14 protein-coding genes and 1 tRNA gene are annotated in these 16,405 nt (G+C 63.3%); 6 read left to right on the top strand and 9 right to left on the bottom strand.

What is annotated here, in order from left to right; genetic code table 11:
- Window positions 1-24 precede the first annotated feature (24 nt).
- From acs to EVC45_RS35955, 4 genes are all read left to right on the top strand, one after another.
- A complete protein-coding gene (acs, locus tag EVC45_RS35970; RefSeq protein WP_129962890.1) occupies window positions 25-2,007 on the top strand; it encodes an acetate--CoA ligase in 1,983 nt (660 codons plus the stop codon).
- Window positions 2,008-2,164: 157 nt separating this feature from the next.
- Window positions 2,165-2,593, top strand: coding sequence for a DUF4212 domain-containing protein (locus EVC45_RS35965; protein ID WP_211193531.1), 429 nt, complete (start codon window positions 2,165-2,167; stop codon window positions 2,591-2,593).
- Between the two features lie 4 nt (window positions 2,594-2,597).
- A complete protein-coding gene (locus EVC45_RS35960; protein WP_129962889.1) occupies window positions 2,598-4,616 on the top strand; it encodes a sodium:solute symporter family protein in 2,019 nt (672 codons plus the stop codon).
- A 69-nt stretch (window positions 4,617-4,685) separates the two neighbouring features.
- Window positions 4,686-4,776, top strand: a tRNA-Ser gene (locus EVC45_RS35955).
- Window positions 4,777-5,220: 444 nt separating this feature from the next.
- On the opposite strand, the gene EVC45_RS35950 is transcribed toward EVC45_RS35955, so the two are convergent.
- Complete coding sequence (locus EVC45_RS35950) at window positions 5,221-5,769, bottom strand: hypothetical protein (protein WP_129962888.1); 549 nt, start codon at window positions 5,767-5,769, stop codon at window positions 5,221-5,223.
- Window positions 5,770-6,256: 487 nt separating this feature from the next.
- Window positions 6,257-6,754 (bottom strand): hypothetical protein, encoded by a 498-nt coding sequence (locus EVC45_RS35945; protein WP_248295393.1) that lies wholly within the window; start codon window positions 6,752-6,754, stop codon window positions 6,257-6,259.
- A 195-nt stretch (window positions 6,755-6,949) separates the two neighbouring features.
- Between EVC45_RS35945 and EVC45_RS45870 the strand changes: the two genes are divergently transcribed.
- Window positions 6,950-7,117, top strand: a complete 168-nt coding sequence (locus EVC45_RS45870) for a hypothetical protein (RefSeq protein ID WP_168991597.1) — start codon at window positions 6,950-6,952, stop codon at window positions 7,115-7,117.
- Window positions 7,118-7,218: 101 nt separating this feature from the next.
- On the top strand, window positions 7,219-9,219 hold the full coding sequence (locus EVC45_RS35940) for a hybrid sensor histidine kinase/response regulator (RefSeq protein ID WP_129962887.1): 2,001 nt from the start codon (window positions 7,219-7,221) through the stop codon (window positions 9,217-9,219).
- An 8-nt stretch (window positions 9,220-9,227) separates the two neighbouring features.
- On the opposite strand, the gene EVC45_RS35935 is transcribed toward EVC45_RS35940, so the two are convergent.
- From EVC45_RS35935 to EVC45_RS35905, 7 genes are all read right to left on the bottom strand, one after another.
- A complete protein-coding gene (locus EVC45_RS35935) occupies window positions 9,228-9,923 on the bottom strand; it encodes a response regulator transcription factor (protein ID WP_129962886.1) in 696 nt (231 codons plus the stop codon).
- A 147-nt stretch (window positions 9,924-10,070) separates the two neighbouring features.
- Complete coding sequence (locus tag EVC45_RS35930; RefSeq protein WP_129962885.1) at window positions 10,071-10,439, bottom strand: Na+/H+ antiporter subunit G; 369 nt, start codon at window positions 10,437-10,439, stop codon at window positions 10,071-10,073.
- Window positions 10,440-10,453: 14 nt separating this feature from the next.
- Complete coding sequence (locus tag EVC45_RS35925; RefSeq protein ID WP_008922284.1) at window positions 10,454-10,729, bottom strand: K+/H+ antiporter subunit F; 276 nt, start codon at window positions 10,727-10,729, stop codon at window positions 10,454-10,456.
- Window positions 10,723-11,217, bottom strand: coding sequence for a Na+/H+ antiporter subunit E (locus EVC45_RS35920; protein ID WP_168991598.1), 495 nt, complete (start codon window positions 11,215-11,217; stop codon window positions 10,723-10,725). Before EVC45_RS35920 ends, EVC45_RS35925 begins: the two co-directional genes overlap by 7 nt.
- A 2-nt stretch (window positions 11,218-11,219) precedes the next feature.
- Complete coding sequence (locus tag EVC45_RS35915) at window positions 11,220-13,001, bottom strand: monovalent cation/H+ antiporter subunit D (protein WP_129962883.1); 1,782 nt, start codon at window positions 12,999-13,001, stop codon at window positions 11,220-11,222.
- The gene (locus EVC45_RS35910) at window positions 12,998-13,330 is read right to left on the bottom strand and encodes a Na+/H+ antiporter subunit C (protein WP_129962882.1); all 333 of its coding nucleotides are present in this window, start codon (window positions 13,328-13,330) and stop codon (window positions 12,998-13,000) included. Before EVC45_RS35910 ends, EVC45_RS35915 begins: the two co-directional genes overlap by 4 nt.
- Window positions 13,330-16,131, bottom strand: coding sequence for a monovalent cation/H+ antiporter subunit A (locus EVC45_RS35905; protein ID WP_129962881.1), 2,802 nt, complete (start codon window positions 16,129-16,131; stop codon window positions 13,330-13,332). Before EVC45_RS35905 ends, EVC45_RS35910 begins: the two co-directional genes overlap by 1 nt.
- Window positions 16,132-16,405 lie beyond the last annotated feature (274 nt).

Below are 16,405 nucleotides of genomic sequence, written 5' to 3'. Positions count from 1 at the left end.
TTCATCTTCACCAAGGGGTTGTCGATGTCTGCGATTGAATCGGTTCTTCAGGAACACCGCGTTTTTCCGCCCTCCGCTGACACTGCGAAGGGTGCCACGATCTCCGGCATGGACGCGTACCGCGCGCTCGCCGCCGAGGCGGAGCGCGACTACGAAGGCTTCTGGGGGCGTCTCGCGAAGCAGACGCTGAGTTGGCACAAGCCGTTCACGAAGGTGCTGGACGAATCGAAGGCGCCGTTCTACACGTGGTTCGAAGACGGCCAGCTGAACGCGTCGTATAACAGCATCGACCGTCATGTCGAGGCCGGCAACGGCGAGCGCGTCGCGATCGTGTTCGAAGCCGACGATGGCACCGTCACCAACGTCACCTATCAGGACCTGCTGCAACGCGTATCGCGCTTCGCGAATGCGCTGAAAAAACGCGGCGTCAAGAAGGGCGACCCGGTCGTCATCTATATGCCGATGTCGATCGAGGGCATCGTCGCGATGCAGGCGTGCGCGCGGATCGGCGCGACGCACTCGGTCGTGTTCGGCGGCTTCTCGTCGAAGTCGCTCAACGAACGGCTGGTCGATGTCGGCGCGGTCGCGCTGATCACGTCCGACGAACAGATGCGCGGCGGCAAGGCCCTGCCGCTGAAGAACATCGCCGACGAAGCGCTCGCGCTCGGCGGCTGCGAGAAGGTCAAGAGCGTGGTCGTGTACCAGCGCACCGGCGGCAAGGTCGCGTGGGACGCGGCGCGTGACCTGTGGATGCACGAACTGACGCAGGGCGAATCTGACCAATGCGCGCCCGAATGGGTCGACGCCGAGCATCCGCTCTTCATCCTCTATACGTCGGGCTCGACCGGCAAGCCGAAGGGCGTGCAGCACAGCACCGGCGGCTATCTGCTGTGGGCCGCGCAAACGCTGAAGTGGACCTTCGACTGGCGGCCGTCCGACGTGTTCTGGTGTACCGCCGACATCGGCTGGATCACCGGTCATAGCTACATCACGTATGGACCGCTGACGCTCGGCGGCACCCAGGTCGTGTTCGAAGGCGTGCCGACCTATCCGGACGCAGGGCGCTTCTGGCAGATGATCGCGAAGCACAAGGTCACGCTGTTCTATACGGCGCCTACGGCGATCCGCTCGCTGATCAAGGCGTCCGAGGCCGACGCGAAAGTGCATCCGAAGAGCTACGACCTGTCGACGCTGCGCATCATCGGCACGGTCGGCGAGCCGATCAATCCGGAAGCGTGGGTGTGGTATTACCAGAACGTCGGCGGCGGCCGCTGCCCGATCGTCGATACATGGTGGCAAACCGAGACCGGCGGTCACATGATCGCGCCGATGCCGGGCGCGACGCCGCTGGTGCCGGGTTCGTGCACGCTGCCGCTGCCGGGCATCATGGCCGCGGTGGTCGACGAAACCGGGCAGGACGTGCCGAACGGGCAGGGCGGCATTCTGGTGGTCAAGCGTCCGTGGCCGGCGATGCTGCGCAACGTGTGGGGCGATCCGGACCGCTACAGGAAGAGCTACTTCCCCGAAGAACTCGGCGGCAAGCTGTACCTCGCCGGCGACGGCGCGGTGCGCGACAAGGAGACCGGCTACTTCACGATCATGGGCCGCATCGACGACGTGCTGAACGTATCGGGCCATCGTCTCGGCACGATGGAGATCGAGTCGGCGCTGGTCGCCAATCCGCTCGTCGCGGAAGCCGCCGTGGTGGGTCGCCCCGATGCGACGACCGGCGAGGCGGTATGCGCGTTCGTCGTGCTGAAGGGCGCGCGTCCGCAAGGCGAAGAGGCCGTCAAGCTCGCGAACGAACTACGCAACTGGGTCGGCAAGGAGATCGGACCGATCGCGAAGCCGAAGGACATCCGCTTCGGTGAGAACCTGCCGAAGACGCGTTCGGGCAAGATCATGCGTCGACTGTTGCGTTCGCTCGCGAAGGGCGAGGAGATCACGCAGGACGTGTCGACGCTGGAAAACCCGGCGATTCTCGACCAGCTCGGCGAGTCGATTTAAAGCGTTGTAAGCGGGTCTGCACGGACGGCGGCGGTGTGTCGATCGACACGCTTGCCGGCGTCTTGCGCAGACCCGTCGTTCGAGCGGACGCCTTGCATCACGACGTTGCGCGGACAATCCCAATTGCCTCGCCGATGCCTTTTTGATACATAGGCGCATGGCCGCGCCGCACCTATCCTCTCATGCCACGTTGAACCCCGCGCCCGAACCGCCACCGGTCTCGGCGGCGATGGCGCTCGCGCATCGCAGGTACTGGCGTTTCAACCTCGTGCTGATCGCGGCGCTGATGACGCTTGGCTTCTTCGTCTCCTTCGTCTTGCCGTTGCTGGCGCCCGTGCTCGCGCAGGTGCGCGTCGGCGGTTTCAGTCTGCCGTTCTACTTTGGCGCGCAAGGCGCGATCCTGATCTACCTTGCGTTGATCGTCGTCTATATCGTGCTGATGCAGCGCGCCGATCGTCAGTTGCAGCGCGCGTTCGAAGCGGATTCGCAGCGCGATGCCGCAAGCGGCCCCGCCGCGGCTTCCACCAGCGGCGCGAACGACGACGTCAAGATCGGCACAGACGCGCCGGCCACGCGAGGACGCTGAGCCGATGAAGCTCACGCATCGGCTGATCCGCTCGTACGCGCTCTATACGCTCGGCTTTCTGCTGTTCATCTACGTGATGTGGCGCATCGAGCGCAGCACCGGTCCCGGTGTGTGGATCGGTTATGTATTCCTGTTCGTGCCGATCGCGGTGTATGCGGTGATCGGTGTGCTGTCGCGCACGTCCGATCTGGTCGAATACTACGTGGCAGGGCGGCGCGTGCCGTCGGCGTTCAACGGCATGGCGACCGCGGCCGACTGGCTGTCGGCCGCGTCGTTCATCGGTCTCGCGGGCTCGATCTACGCGACCGGCTACGACGGCCTCGCATACCTGATGGGCTGGACCGGCGGCTACTGCCTCGTCGCGTTCCTGCTCGCGCCGTATGTGCGCAAGCTCGCGCGCTACACGATTCCCGACTTTCTCGGCACGCGCTATTCGAGCAATGCGGTGCGTGGGCTCGCGGCGCTCTCCGCGATCCTGTGCTCGTTCGTCTATCTGGTCGCGCAGATCCAGGGCGTCGGGCTGATCGCGACGCGTTTCATCGGCGTCGATTTCGCGGTCGGCATTTTCTGCGGGCTGGCGGGCATTCTGGTGTGCTCGTTTCTCGGTGGCATGCGTGCCGTCACGTGGACCCAAGTCGCGCAGTACATCATCCTGATCCTCGCGATGCTGATACCGGTGTCGATGATCGCGCACAAGGACGGCCTCGGCTGGGTGCCGCAGTTCAGCTACGGACGTTTGATGGAGCGCATGGAGGGGCTCGAGAAACAGGTGCGCGACGCGCCGCTCGAGGAGCGCGTGCGCGACGACTATCGACGCCGCGCCGAGCTGATGCAACTGCGGCTCGATACGCTGCCGCAATCGTTCATCGACGAGAAGCACCGGCTCACCCAGGAGGTCGGCGATCTGCGCCGCCATAACGGTCCGTTGCGCGAGATCAAGGAGCGCGAGCGCGCGCTCGAACAGTTTCCGCGCGATGCCGCCGCCGCGCAGATCGTCTGGAGCCAGCAGCGCGACGACATGCTGATGCGCGCGACTTCGCCGGTGCCGATGCACGAGCCGTTTCCTGCCGTCGGCGATGAAGACCGGAGCACGCATGCGCGTAACTTTCTGTCGCTGCTGCTGTGTCTGTCGCTAGGCACGGCGAGCCTGCCGCATATCCTGACGCGCTACAACACGACGACCTCGGTGGCGTCGGCGCGGCGCTCGGTCGGCTGGACGCTCTTTTTCGTTGCGCTGTTCTATCTGACCGTGCCGGTGCTCGCGGTGCTGATCAAGTACGAGATGCTGACGAATCTGGTCGGCCATCATTTTGCCGATCTGCCGCAGTGGCTGATGCAATGGCGCAAGGTCGAACCGAGCCTGATCAGCCTCGCCGATACGAACGGCGACGGCATCGTGCGCTGGAGCGAGATCCAGATGCAGCCTGACATGGTCGTGCTCGCGGCGCCCGAGATCGCGGGGCTGCCGTACGTGATGTCGGGCTTGATCGCGGCGGGGGCGCTGGCGGCGGCGCTATCGACCGCGGATGGTCTGCTGCTGACGATCGCCAATGCGTTGTCGCACGACGTGTACTACCACATGGTCGATCCGAACGCGTCGAGCCAGCGGCGCGTGACCATCTCGAAGATTCTGCTGCTGGGTGTCGCGCTGTTCGCGTCGTACGTGGCGTCGCTGAACACGGGAAATATTCTGTTTCTGGTCGGGGCGGCGTTTTCGCTGGCGGCGTCGAGTCTGTTTCCGGCGCTCGTGCTCGGCGTGTTCTGGAAACGCACGACGCGGCTCGGCGCGGTGGCGGGGATGATCGCGGGGCTCGTCGTGTGCATCTACTACATCGTGTCGACGTATCCGTTCTTCACGCAGATGACGGGTTTCACGGGCGCACGCTGGTTCGGCATCGAGCCGATCAGCTCGGGCGTGTTCGGCGTGCCGGCGGGGTTTCTGGTGGCGATCGGGGTGAGTTTGATCGATCGCAAGGCGGACGCGTATACGATCGCGCTGGTCGACTATATCCGGCATCCGTAGGCGGTTTGCGCGCCGCTTTGGCGGGGGTGTGGCGCACGGCGCGAAGTTTGCTATAATTCGACTCCCGCCGGAGAGATGGATGAGCGGTTTAAGTCGCACGCCTGGAAAGCGTGTATAGGTTAGTAGCCTATCGGGGGTTCGAATCCCCCTCTCTCCGCCAGAAAAGAGTGCCAAAACCCCGTAAGTTCAAAGGCTTACGGGGTTTTTGTTTTTATGTCCGATCAATTGGTCCATCTTCGTCGGTGGTCCATTGCTCGGCCTTGCTTCCTTGGTGACTGGCTTTGCCGGCTCATTTACACCGCATGAGCGGGCCGCGCTGATTTACTTCCTGGTACTTTTCCCGGCTCTCGTTCCACTTCGCATGTCGGGTCAACGCGCATAACGGGAAACGCTTTGCACCCAGCGATTTCAAGAACGAAGATAACGATGTGAAGATCCAATTGTCCGCAATTGAATTAGCGATTCTGCAGCCCAGCAATTGAGGGGCGTCTGATCGCCCGAGACATCAGAATCCCGCGAACCAACGGATAACTATCGAAGGCTTCAATGAGCCATTCCAACGCCGACTGGAGCCATATACCACCTGGCTCCAGTGCGCATTAAATCAACTACCAGCCAGTGTCGGGAATTGGGGATTAGTGACGACTTCCTTGAGGAGAGCCTGAACGGCAGGCGCGAATGCATTCGCCGTATTCTTGCAAGCCTCCATCGCGATCCAGCTAGTCTCGAAAGGGTACTTGATCGAAACGGAGTACCCCTTAGATGCCGAAGAGTGCACGCGCATAGTAATCGTCCAGCTGGCCGGAGTAACGGAGCTGAAGCTCAGTTCTTCAATACGGCCTTCGATTTTGGCACCATGCACATCATAGGCCTGGGCCGTGAACAACTCCTTCTGGAAAGCGTCCTTAACGTATTGCGACAGTGTTTTCCCGGGGGAGACAATCACGTCGCCATTCATGCGGCACATCAGATGCTCGCTGACGCCGTCGGCCAGTGTGATGTTACTCACACTGACCTTTTTGGTTTGCAACCCGGATTGGATTGCTACAACATTCTCCGTCGAAACCTCATAGGGAATCGATGCATTGGTGGTTTGGCAGCCGGAGAGCAAAGTCACAGCGGCTAATCCGATGCAACCTGCAATGGCGGTCATTCTCAAGTTTTTCAATTGGTCCTCGCACGTATTTGAGTCAAGTCGAATTGACTTATGCTCCTCTGTATTACGGCGACCATTCGAAAAGCTTTAGGGCCAGCTATGACCAGGCAGTGGTGGGGTAATTGGAGGGACCCGTTTCGGAATCAAGGGTCTATTTAGTCCGCCCTGAACAATTCGTTTCTCGTCTATGCCAAACAGATCATGCGGCTGTCGATCACGATCTATCGTTTTCCGCAAAATAATGGATTTTCACCGGCGGAAGTCGTAAGAGGTTCGTCCGCCAAAACAGTCGGAAAAGGAAGGTCGGTTTTTACAGGTCCCATTCGCATACTCATGCAACGGCCGCCCCTATATTGTGAGCAACTGCGCGAACACAGTGGCACCTGGTACCGTGACCTGCGCGTGCCATCGAATCTGGCCGATGCACTCGTTGGTTCTCATCAGCCCGACGGTGTGATCGATAGATTGATGTCTGCATCATCGATCAACGGTTCCGGTCGGACAATCGGCCGACGAACTTCCATCCCTGATCGACCACCCAAACATACGTGAAGCCCGTGGGGCCGTCGATGAGAACGGTCATGGGCCGCTCCGATCTTGCTGCCTCCTGTTGTCGCTCCGTCGACGCGGGAGTGATTCGCGCTTCGTCCGGTTTCAATGGCACACCGTGGTCTTCAAGCCGCCAACCGTCTTCATTGACGTAAGTGAGCCGCGAGGTTCCGCCTGACGGTGTTTGCAGCGTGAGCGTCAGCGGATCTTTGCCGGAGTCCGCTGGCTGGGCGCCATGGGAGCCCATATCCGCCGCCGTCACCGATGCATCCGGACCGGTCGCGGCGACAAGCTCCACAGGCGTAGCAGCCAAACCTAAACTGCATGTCGCTTCGAGCATCATGAGTGCTGCGAAGGCGAACACCGTGCGTTTAATACGAGGGCTTTTCATCTCAAGTACCTCTTTGCTGGCCGCGCTGTATGGGTCGTCCATTCGTGTCGTTGAGGGTGTCGAACGGTACATTTGGTCGAGGCACGGCCGTCTCTCGATGAGCTTCAATATCGACCGAACCGTCGTCGAGCAAAACCCGCAATCCGTGGGGACCGTCTCCCCCCAAGCGGAGCCGTTTCAATGGCAGGCAGATCACGCAGAGGTTGCTCAAACGCTTTGCGTTGTCAAACGATGCGCGTGCAAGCCATGGTTGCCGGCAACCCAGCGGACCAGAACCGGATCGGAGCGTACGTCGATCCGATTGCCGTGCTCGACAGCCGCTTTCGTGTGAGGAAAACTAAGGGATTGCAGGTGTGGGACGCTGAAAAAGCCGTCGACATGATCGTCGAACACGCACGTCACTGAGCGATCGTCGATGCGCCGATTGTTCAGGGCGTAGGCGCGTCCTAGAATGATTGGATCACCTTCATCACCGCGCTCGGCCAGCGCCGACCGCGGGCAAGACGATGAACCTGTTCAGCTTGCCGCAGGCTTCTGCCTGGAAACGCTTGCAACAGCAGCCCGCGCTCGCGAGATTCATCGCGCGGCTCGTCGACACGCTATGCTGGCCCGCGCGTTTCGCCGACCCCGAAGTCGAGCGCCAGTTCACCATCGAATATGGACGCGGATTCGCCGATTTCCGCCGCGCGGCGATCATTCTCGGCACGCTTGTGTGGATGTGCTTCGGCTGGTGGGAGATCAGTCTTGCACGCCATAGCGCGGCATTCCGGCCGTACTTTGCCGAGATCTTCTCTTTCCGCGTCGCGGGCACGGTCGCCGCGACGGCCGCAATCGTGCTGTCGTTCCGGCCGACCTTCGTGCGCGATGAGACTGCGCACCGCGTCATGCTGTCCGGGATGGCGGTCATGTTCGTCTGCCTGACCGTGCAGACTTTCCTCGCGCCACGGCCTTTCAACTACACGCATTTCTTTGTCGGCTTCTACCTGATTCTGTTCTATCAATTCGGCTTTCTGCGTTTGCGTGCAAAGGCGACGTTGCTGCTGACGCTCGGCGCAATCGGCGCGATCCTGCTGGCCCAACTCGTTACGCAGGGAATCGAGCCGGACCTCTTCTGGGCGGGCATGTTTTACGTCGCAAACGTCGTGGTGATCGGACATAGCGTGAACGTGAATGCGGAGCGGCACGTGCGAGATCGCTATCTCGCAGTGCAGGCGCTCGCACACAGCAATGGCGCGTTGCAGGGCGCCAACGCGAAACTCGCGCGCAAGCATGAGGATCTGGAACAGGCGCGCCGCGAGCAGCAGACGCGCTCGGATGCGCTGATGGCGCTGCGCGAGCAGCAGAAAGAAGCAGCCGAGCAGGCGAGTCGCGCCAAATCGCGCTTTCTCGCGGCGGCGGCGCATGATCTGCGGCAGCCTATGCACGCGTTGAACATGTTCCTCGCGGCCGCTGACGAGGCGCTCGCGAAGCGCGACATCGAAACTTCTGCCGCGCTGATCGGCGATGCACGCAAGGCTTCGGCGCTGAGCGCGCGGCTCTTCAATGCGGTGCTCGATCTGTCGAAGCTCGAGTCGGGCCACGTCAAACCGAGCTATTCGAGTGTCGATCTGGACCGCGTCGCGCAGGATGTCGTCGAGCAACTGGCACCGTTCGCGGCAAGCTTCGATGTGAAGCTGCACTACTCGCGCGCCGGACGCAAACGCGCGCTGGTCAGAACCGACGCAGACTGGATTCCGCGCGTGCTGAGCAACCTCGTTTCGAACGGCATCAAGTACGCTGATCGCGCGAAGTCCGGACGTTGCGCCGTCATCGTCGCGATCGTGCGCATGCCGAATTACGTGCGCATCGATGTCGTCGACAACGGCATCGGTATCGCATCGAAGCATTGGGACGCGATTTTCCAACCCTTCATGCAGATCAGCAATCCCGAACGCGACCGGGAAAAAGGCCTGGGCCTCGGTCTATCGATCGTGAATGCCGCGGTGTCGCTACTGGAGGGTCACCGGATGGAGTTCAAGTCGATCGAGGGCAAAGGCTCGCGCTTTTCAATTCGTTTGCCGGTTGCGCAAGCCGGCGCCGAAGTGGCTGTGCCGATTGCGGACCTCGCGCCTTCGCGGGCTTCGTTGCGCGGCCTGTATATCCTGCTGGTCGAAGACGACGGGCTGGTGCGCGCGTCGACCGAGGCGTTGTTCGGGCAGTGGGGCGTGTTGTTCGATTCCGCGAATTCATTCGCCGAGCTGGAGACCCTGGCGCATACGATCGAACGCTTGCCCGATCTCGTGATTAGCGACTATCGGCTGCCCGAGCATCACACGGCGTACGACGTGGTCCATTTGATCGCGGCGCAATTGCCGCGGCCGGTGCCGTGTCTGATCATCACCGGCGAGGCCGGTATTAATGCGGAGGGCGATTTTCCGGAGCGTTGCATTCTCAGCAAGCCGCTTTGCGCTGATACGTTGGCGGCGCGCATGGTCGAACTGGCCGGCAGTCAACGCCATGTCGTATAGCAAGCGCCTCAGGCTGCCGATGCTTGCGCGGCGGTGGGAATCTCGATGCCGCGGCGCGCCATCTCGACGATCAGGAAAGTGCGCCGCGATACGTTGAAGCGGCTCAACAGATCGCTGATGTACTCTTTCGCGGTGTTCTCCGTGATGTTCATTTTTCGTGCGATCGCCTTGTTCGATAGTCCATGCAGCACGTAGCGCAAGGTCTGCGCGAGTCGCGGCGGCAGATTGAGCGAGTCGATCGGAATGCCTTTGCTGGGCGCCGGTGCCTTCGGTGTATGTCCACCTTTGCCAAGCACGCTGTTGGGCAGGTACACACGTCCGTTCAGAATTGTTTGTAGCGCTTCGCGAAATACCGCGCCGCCTTCTTCGCTGGCTTTGGAAATGAAGCCACCCGCGCCATTCTTGATGCAGTCGAGCACCGTTTCGCGATCGTCGCGCGCGGAGAGCATCACGACGTGTAACGACAGTTCCTGCTCCTGCACCCAGTGCAACACCTCGAGCCCGGTGTGATCGCGCCCAAGCTGATAGTCGAGAAAGATCAGATCATAAGTGTTGCGCTGCAACCGTTCGACGGCTTCGTCGTAGCTCCTGGCTTCATCGATATCGAGCGTCGGCTCTGAACTGAGGATCAGGCTTTTCATCGCCGTGCGCGTTAGCCCCTCGTCCTCGACCAGCAAAACGCGCCGAAAGAACAAATTGTCCATGGCACCTCCCCATCGTAAGCATGGTAGAGGGACGAGGGGAATCTGGAATCCCTCCCTTTCGGGGGATCATCCGGGGCAAGCGTTCAGGACGCTCGGCATGACGCCATCGCGACTGGACGGAGTGGAACAGGACTATTCCCGCTAGCATCAACTCTCCCCCGTATCCCCCCGTTCCGCACAAGCCCCCGTTTCAGGCGGCCGCCCCCGCGTCGCCTCCCACAACGGCACCCCCTGCTGTATCCCAGCCTTCGCCAGCATATGCGCACTGATCGGCGCGGTAAGAAACAGGAACGCCGGAATCAGCAACTCATGCAGACTCGCGAAATCCTGCTGCGCGCTGAAATACACCACCGACGCGAGCACGATGCCACCCACACCGAGCGTAGTCGACTTGGTCGGACCATGCAGCCGCATGAAGAAGTCAGGCAGCCGCGCGAGCCCCACCGCACCGATCAGCATAAACAGGCTACCGACGAGCAGCAGCACACCAACGATCGCTTCGACAAAGGTTTGCATCGCGATACCTCCCGCTAGTTCAGTTCGATAATGTCGCCGCGCTGCAGGTACTTGGTCAGCGCGACGGTACCCACGAAACCCATCACCGCGATCAGCAACGCAACCTCAAAAAGAACCGTCGAGCGCAGACTGATGCCATACACGACGATCAGCGCGATCGCATTGATATTGAGCGTATCGAGCGCGACGATGCGATCGGGCAGCGACGGCCCGCGCACGAGGCGCCACAGCGTGAGCAGGAACGCGATGCCGAGGATCGCGAGCGAGATCGGAATCACGATGGCTAGCATGCGAAGATCTCCATCAAAGGGGCTTCATAACGGGACTTGATCAGCGCGACGAGCGCCGCTTCGTCGTCGAGGTCGAGCACGTGCACGGCGAGGCGCGTGCGGTCGTCGCTGAGTTCGGCGCATAGCGTGCCGGGGCTCAGCGAGACCACGCTGATGAGGATCGTCAGCGCGATCTCGTGGGTGCTGTCGAGCGGCACTTCGATGAACGCCGGGCGCAGCCGCTTCGTGGGGCCGAGCACGAGCAGCGCGACCTCGAGGTTGGCCACGATGATGTCGACCAACACATGCCAGGCGAGCCGCACGAGCAGCCACGGCCGACCGAAATGCATCGGCCGCAGCCACAAGCCCTCGGCTACGCGATAAGAAATCACGCAGCCGAGCACGGCGCCGAGCAGCAGATTGCCCGGCGAGATGTCGTTCATCAGCAGCACCCAGCAGATGATCAGCAAGACGGCGAGCCAGGGGTGCGGGAAGAGCCGTTTCAGCATCATCAGTTCCCCTGAGCATCGGCCGTCGGCGCAGCGGCCGCTGACTGCGAGGATCGCGCCGCGGGCAGGATCGCGTGCACGTAGGCGGCGCGATCGAACAGCTGAGTCGCCGTATCGGTCAGATAGTGCCGCACCGCCCCCGCTCCGAGCGTGATCGCCACGACGCAGCCGAGCAGCAGCGCGCAGGCGGCGAGCTTCGCGTTGCTGCCGCGCGGTGCTCGCTCCTCCTTGCCGGCGGCGGCGCGCGCGGCCGGCGCGGCCCACATCAGGCGCGTGCCGGTGCGGCTCAGCGCGACGATCGACAGCAAGCTCGACAGCAGCACCGCCGGCCACAGCACGGCTGCCGCGCCGGTCGGCGTGGCGGCCAGCACCATCGCCTTGCCGAGGAAGCCCGCCAGCGGTGGCAGACCCGCGGCGCCCACCGCGGCGATCAGATAGAGCAGCGCGGCGAGGTTCGACGGCCACGCTGCATGCGTGCGCGCGACCGCTTCGACGGAAGCTTCGGCTTCGGTGTGAGCCGGTTCCTCGGCAAGCACGGCGAGCGCGTCGGCCGACTCGACCTGCAGCGGCTGCACGCGCGCAAGCGTCGCCACCGCTTCGACGTCCGGGTCGGGCGAGATGGCCGCTCCGGACGCGTCGTCGAGTGCTTCGAGCGAGCCGGGCTCGCTCACATCGGCATCGGCGAAAACCGCGGCATCGGCGGCGCGCGGCGCCGGAGCTTGCTCGGGTTCGAGCGTGTCCGCGAGCAGGAACAACGCGCCTGTGCAAAGCGTCGTGCTGATCAGGTAGTAGAGCAGGGCGCTCCATGCAAGCGGCGTCTGTTGCGCGATCGCCGCGATCAGCAGTCCAACCGACACCAGCACCAGATAGCCCGTCGTGGTCTTCAGACTCGACACCGCGAGCGCGCCTAGCGCGCCGAACACGATCGTCGCGATCGCGAGCCACCACGCCCACTGCTGCATGAATGCATCGAGCACCCCGCCCGCCGCGCCGAACACGAGCGCGTCACAGCGCAGCATCGCGTAAATGCCGACCTTGGTCATGATCGCGAACAGCGCGGCCACCGGGCCGATGGCGCTGCGGTAGGCCTGCGGCAACCAGAACGACATCGGAAACACGGCGGCCTTGAGGCCGAACACGAGCATCAGCGTCGCGCCCGCGAACTGCGCGAGCGGCAGCGACTCGGGGCCGAGGTGCGCCAGACGTTCGCCCATGTCGGCCATGTTGAGCGTGCCCGTGATGCCGTAGAGCACGCCGATCCCGATCAGAAAGAACGATGAGCCGACGAGGTTCATCAGCAGATAGTGCAGCCCGTTGCGCACGCGTCGCGCGCCGCCGCCATGCAGCAGCAGCGCGTACGACGCAATCAGCAACAGCTCGAAGAACACGAACAGGTTGAACAGGTCGCCCGCAAGGAAGGCGCCGTTCAGGCCCATCAGTTCGAACTGGAACAGCGCGCGGAAATAGCGGCCGCGCCTCGCGTCCTCGCTCGAGGTGCCGAGCAGGCAACAGACCGCGAGCACGGCGGTGAGCACCAGCATCAGCGCGCCGAGCCGGTCGAGTTCCAGCACGATGCCGAACGGCGCGGGCCAGGCGCCGAGCGCGTAGCTGACGATCTCGCCTTGCGCCGCGCGCGCCATCAGCAGACACGCGACAGGCAGCAGCGCGACGATCGCGACCGCGTTCAGCGCACGCTGTAGGCGTTTGGCGCGCAGCGGCAGCGCGACGATGACACTCGCGGTAAAGAGCGGAATCAGGATCGGGAGCAGGAGAACGTGGTTCATTCGCCGCGCGTCTCCTCGCCATTCACGTGATCGTTGCCCGTCAGCGAAAACGAGCGCAGCGCGAGCACCACGGTGAAGGCCGTCATCGCGAAGCCGATCACGATGGCCGTCAGCACGAGCGCCTGCGGCACCGGATCGACGTATTGCGCCCCCGCCGCGATGACCGCCGGCTTGCCGATCGCAAGCCGGCCCATGCCGAGCAGGAACAGGTTGATCGCATACGAGAACAGCGTGATGCCGAGAATCACGGGCAACACGCGGGCGCACAGCAGCAGGTAGATGCCGCACGTGCAAAGCACGCCGATCGCGACGGCAAAGACGGCTTCCATCAGCTTTTCTCCACGGATTGCATGTCTTTGTCGCGCACGCCGAGGTGCGAGACGATCGTGAGCGTCGTGCCGATCACCGCGCCCATCACGCCGAGATCGAACAGCATCGCCGTGGACAGTTCGATCTCTCCGATCAGCGGCACGTGCAGGTGCCCGAACGCACTGGTCAAAAACGGCTGGCCGAACGCGAGACTGCCGAGCCCCGTGGCCGCCGCGATCAGAATGCCGAAGCCCGCGAGCGCGCGGTAGTTGAGATGGATGCGCGACTCGGTCCACAGCACGCCGCTCGCGACGTACTGCATCAACAGCGCGATCGAGATGATCAGCGACGCGATAAAACCGCCGCCGGGCAGGTTGTGGCCGCGCAGGAACACGAATACGGCGACGAGCATCGTGAGCGGCAGCATCAGTCGCGCGAGGATCGCCAGCATCAGCGGATGCGATTGCGACGACCACGGCCGGCCGTCCGGGCCCGCATCGGGCGACTTCAGGCGCAGCCCGCGCAGCAGCGCCTTGACGGCAAGCCCTGCCACCACGAGTACGCTGATTTCGACCATCGTGTCGAAGCCGCGGAAATCCACCAGGATCACGTTGACGACGTTGTGGCCGCCGCTGCCGGGCAGCGCATTGGCGAGGAAGTACGGTGCGATGCCCGGCAGCGGCGCGCTCGTCATAATCCGGTACGTCACGCCGCCGAGCAGCGCGCCGCCCGCGAGCGCGAGCACGCCGTTGCGCAGCCGCACCGGGAGCGGCTCGGCGGCGCCTTGCAGCGCGGGCAGAAAATAGACGGCCAGCACGAGCAGCAGAATCGTGACCACTTCGACCGAAATCTGCGTGAGCGCGAGATCCGGCGCGGAGAAGCGCACGAAGGCAAGCGACACGAGCAGTCCGCAGGTGCTCAGCATCACGAGTGCGTAAAGCGTGCGCGCCCGCACGAGCACCACGCCGATCGCTAGCAGCGACATCAGCGCGAGGCCGACCAGCGTGAACGGATCGAGCGGCAGGCGCGCGCGGCTGCCGCTCCAGGCGTCGAGCGCGAGCAGCGACATGCCCGGCACGATCAGCATCGCCGCGATCATCCACGCGAGGTAGGCCGGCAACGAGCGTGTCTCGAACATGCGCACGATCACGCCGGCGCTTCGTTCGAGCCGCTGTACGAAGTCGTCGAAAATTTCGCTCGCGTTCAGCTCGGTCAGCAGCGTGCGGTGATGGCGGAACGCATTGCGGCGCAGGAAAAACAACGCCGCGCCCGCCGCGAACGACACCACGCTCATCACGAGCGGCGTGTTGATGCCGTGCCACAGGCTCAGGCTGTAGTCGGGCAGCTTGCCGCCGAGCGTGATCCACGCAGCCGACTCGAGCAGCCTGCCGATGCTTTGCTGCGGAAACAGGCCGATCAGCAGGCACAGCGCCACCAGAATCTCGACCGGCAGCTTCATGAAGCGCGGCGGCTCGTGCGGCGGATAGTGCGGCAGATCGCGCGGCGTCTCGCCGTCGAAGAACACGCCCCAGACGAAACGCAGCGAGTAAGCGACGGAGAGCGCGGCCGCCACGATCGCGATGACCGGCACGGCGAGGTTCAGCGGCCCGAACATGCTTTGCGCCAGGGTTTCGCCGAAGAACATTTCCTTGGAGAGAAAGCCGTTGAGCAGCGGCACGCCGGCCATCGCCAGCGACGCCACGCTCGCGAGCGCGGCCGTATGCGGCATGTATCGGCGCAGACCGCGCAGACGGCCCAGATCGCGCGTGCCGGTTTCATGATCGATGATGCCCGCAGCCATGAAGAGCGACGCCTTGAACACTGCATGGTTCACCGTGTGAAAGAGCGCGGCGACGGTCGAGAGCTGGGTGTCGAGGCCGAACAGCAGCACGATCAGGCCGAGATGGCTGATGGTCGAATAGGCGAGCAGGCCCTTCAGATCGCGCTGGACCAACGCCATCCCCGCGCCGCCGACAAGCGTGACGAGCCCGGCCAGCGTCGCGGTGTATGCCCACAGATGGGTCCCTTCGAAGACCGGATAGAGGCGCGCGAGCAGGAACACGCCGGCCTTCACCATCGTCGCCGAATGCAGATAGGACGAGACGGGTGTGGGCGCTGACATCGCGTGCGGCAGCCAGAAGTGGAAAGGAAACTGCGCCGACTTCGTGAACGCCGCGAACAGCGTGAGCAGCAGGATCGCCGGGTAGAGCGGATCGTGCTGCACCTTGCCGACCTGGGCGAGCACGTCGTCGAGTTCGTAGCTGCCGCAGACGTGGCCGAGCAGCAGCACCGCCGCAAGCAGCGCGAGACCGCCCGCGCCGGTAATGGTGAGCGCCATGCGCGCGCCGCGCCTCGCGTCGGGCCGCGAAGGCCAGAAGCCGATCAGCAGGAACGAGACGAGGCTCGTCAGTTCCCAGAAGATCACGAGCAGCAACAGGTTGCTCGACAGCACGACGCCGAGCATCGCGCCCATGAACAGCAGAAGCAGCAGGTACAGACGCGGCAACGCATCGCTGCCGGCGAGGTAGTAGCGTGCGTAGATGAAGACGAGCAGACCGATCGCGAGCACGAGCAGCGCGAACATGAACGACAGCCCGTCGAGGCGCAGCGATAGTGCGAGGCCGATATCGGGCACCCACTGATGGCGCCACTGCAGCACGTCGTGGTCGGCCATGCCTACGCGCTCGCTCAGCAGCAGCCCGCAGCCGAACAGCGCCGCCGCGAACGCGATCCAGGTAGAGAGCGCGCCAGCGTGCCGCCTCGTGAGCGCAATCAGTGCCGCTGCCACGAAAGGAATTACGACGAGCCACCCCAGTGCCATTCAATCCCCTCCGGGAGTTCCGCTATGTGTCAGACGGTTTGGCTGGCCGGCGGGCAGGCGGGAGTCTCGCCTTCCGGACGGCTGCCCAAGGCACACAATCATAGCTGCAACCAACTCTCGCGTGGCCTGATCTACGGCAGTGGCAGATGACGCTTCGGTGTCGATGGGCAGCTTGATTTCGAGATATCTGCTTGGAGTGTATCGGCTCCGGTTGTCTGGACAAGCTTTTGCAGCTCAGGCGGCCAGCTTCATCAGCCTTTCCTGACGGGCTTCG

The organism is Paraburkholderia sp. UYCP14C (assembly GCF_004197395.1).
GTDB lineage: Bacteria > Pseudomonadota > Gammaproteobacteria > Burkholderiales > Burkholderiaceae > Paraburkholderia.
This window is presented reverse-complemented; position numbering and strand designations above follow the sequence as displayed.

Bases quoted from the DNA above. Each gene is read 5' to 3' on its own strand.
- acs (WP_129962890.1), top strand. From the start codon at position 25: ATGTCTGCGATTGAATCGGTTCTTCAGGAACACCGCGTTTTTCCGCCC.
- EVC45_RS35965 (WP_211193531.1), top strand. From the start codon at position 2,165: ATGGCCGCGCCGCACCTATCCTCTCATGCCACGTTGAACCCCGCGCCC.
- EVC45_RS35960 (WP_129962889.1), top strand. From the start codon at position 2,598: ATGAAGCTCACGCATCGGCTGATCCGCTCGTACGCGCTCTATACGCTC.
- EVC45_RS35950 (WP_129962888.1), bottom strand. From the start codon at position 5,769: ATGACCGCCATTGCAGGTTGCATCGGATTAGCCGCTGTGACTTTGCTC.
- EVC45_RS35945 (WP_248295393.1), bottom strand. From the start codon at position 6,754: ATGGACGACCCATACAGCGCGGCCAGCAAAGAGGTACTTGAGATGAAA.
- EVC45_RS35940 (WP_129962887.1), top strand. From the start codon at position 7,219: ATGAACCTGTTCAGCTTGCCGCAGGCTTCTGCCTGGAAACGCTTGCAA.
- EVC45_RS35935 (WP_129962886.1), bottom strand. From the start codon at position 9,923: ATGGACAATTTGTTCTTTCGGCGCGTTTTGCTGGTCGAGGACGAGGGG.
- EVC45_RS35930 (WP_129962885.1), bottom strand. From the start codon at position 10,439: ATGCAAACCTTTGTCGAAGCGATCGTTGGTGTGCTGCTGCTCGTCGGT.
- EVC45_RS35925 (WP_008922284.1), bottom strand. From the start codon at position 10,729: ATGCTAGCCATCGTGATTCCGATCTCGCTCGCGATCCTCGGCATCGCG.
- EVC45_RS35920 (WP_168991598.1), bottom strand. From the start codon at position 11,217: ATGCTGAAACGGCTCTTCCCGCACCCCTGGCTCGCCGTCTTGCTGATC.
- EVC45_RS35915 (WP_129962883.1), bottom strand. From the start codon at position 13,001: ATGAACCACGTTCTCCTGCTCCCGATCCTGATTCCGCTCTTTACCGCG.
- EVC45_RS35910 (WP_129962882.1), bottom strand. From the start codon at position 13,330: ATGGAAGCCGTCTTTGCCGTCGCGATCGGCGTGCTTTGCACGTGCGGC.
- EVC45_RS35905 (WP_129962881.1), bottom strand. From the start codon at position 16,131: ATGGCACTGGGGTGGCTCGTCGTAATTCCTTTCGTGGCAGCGGCACTG.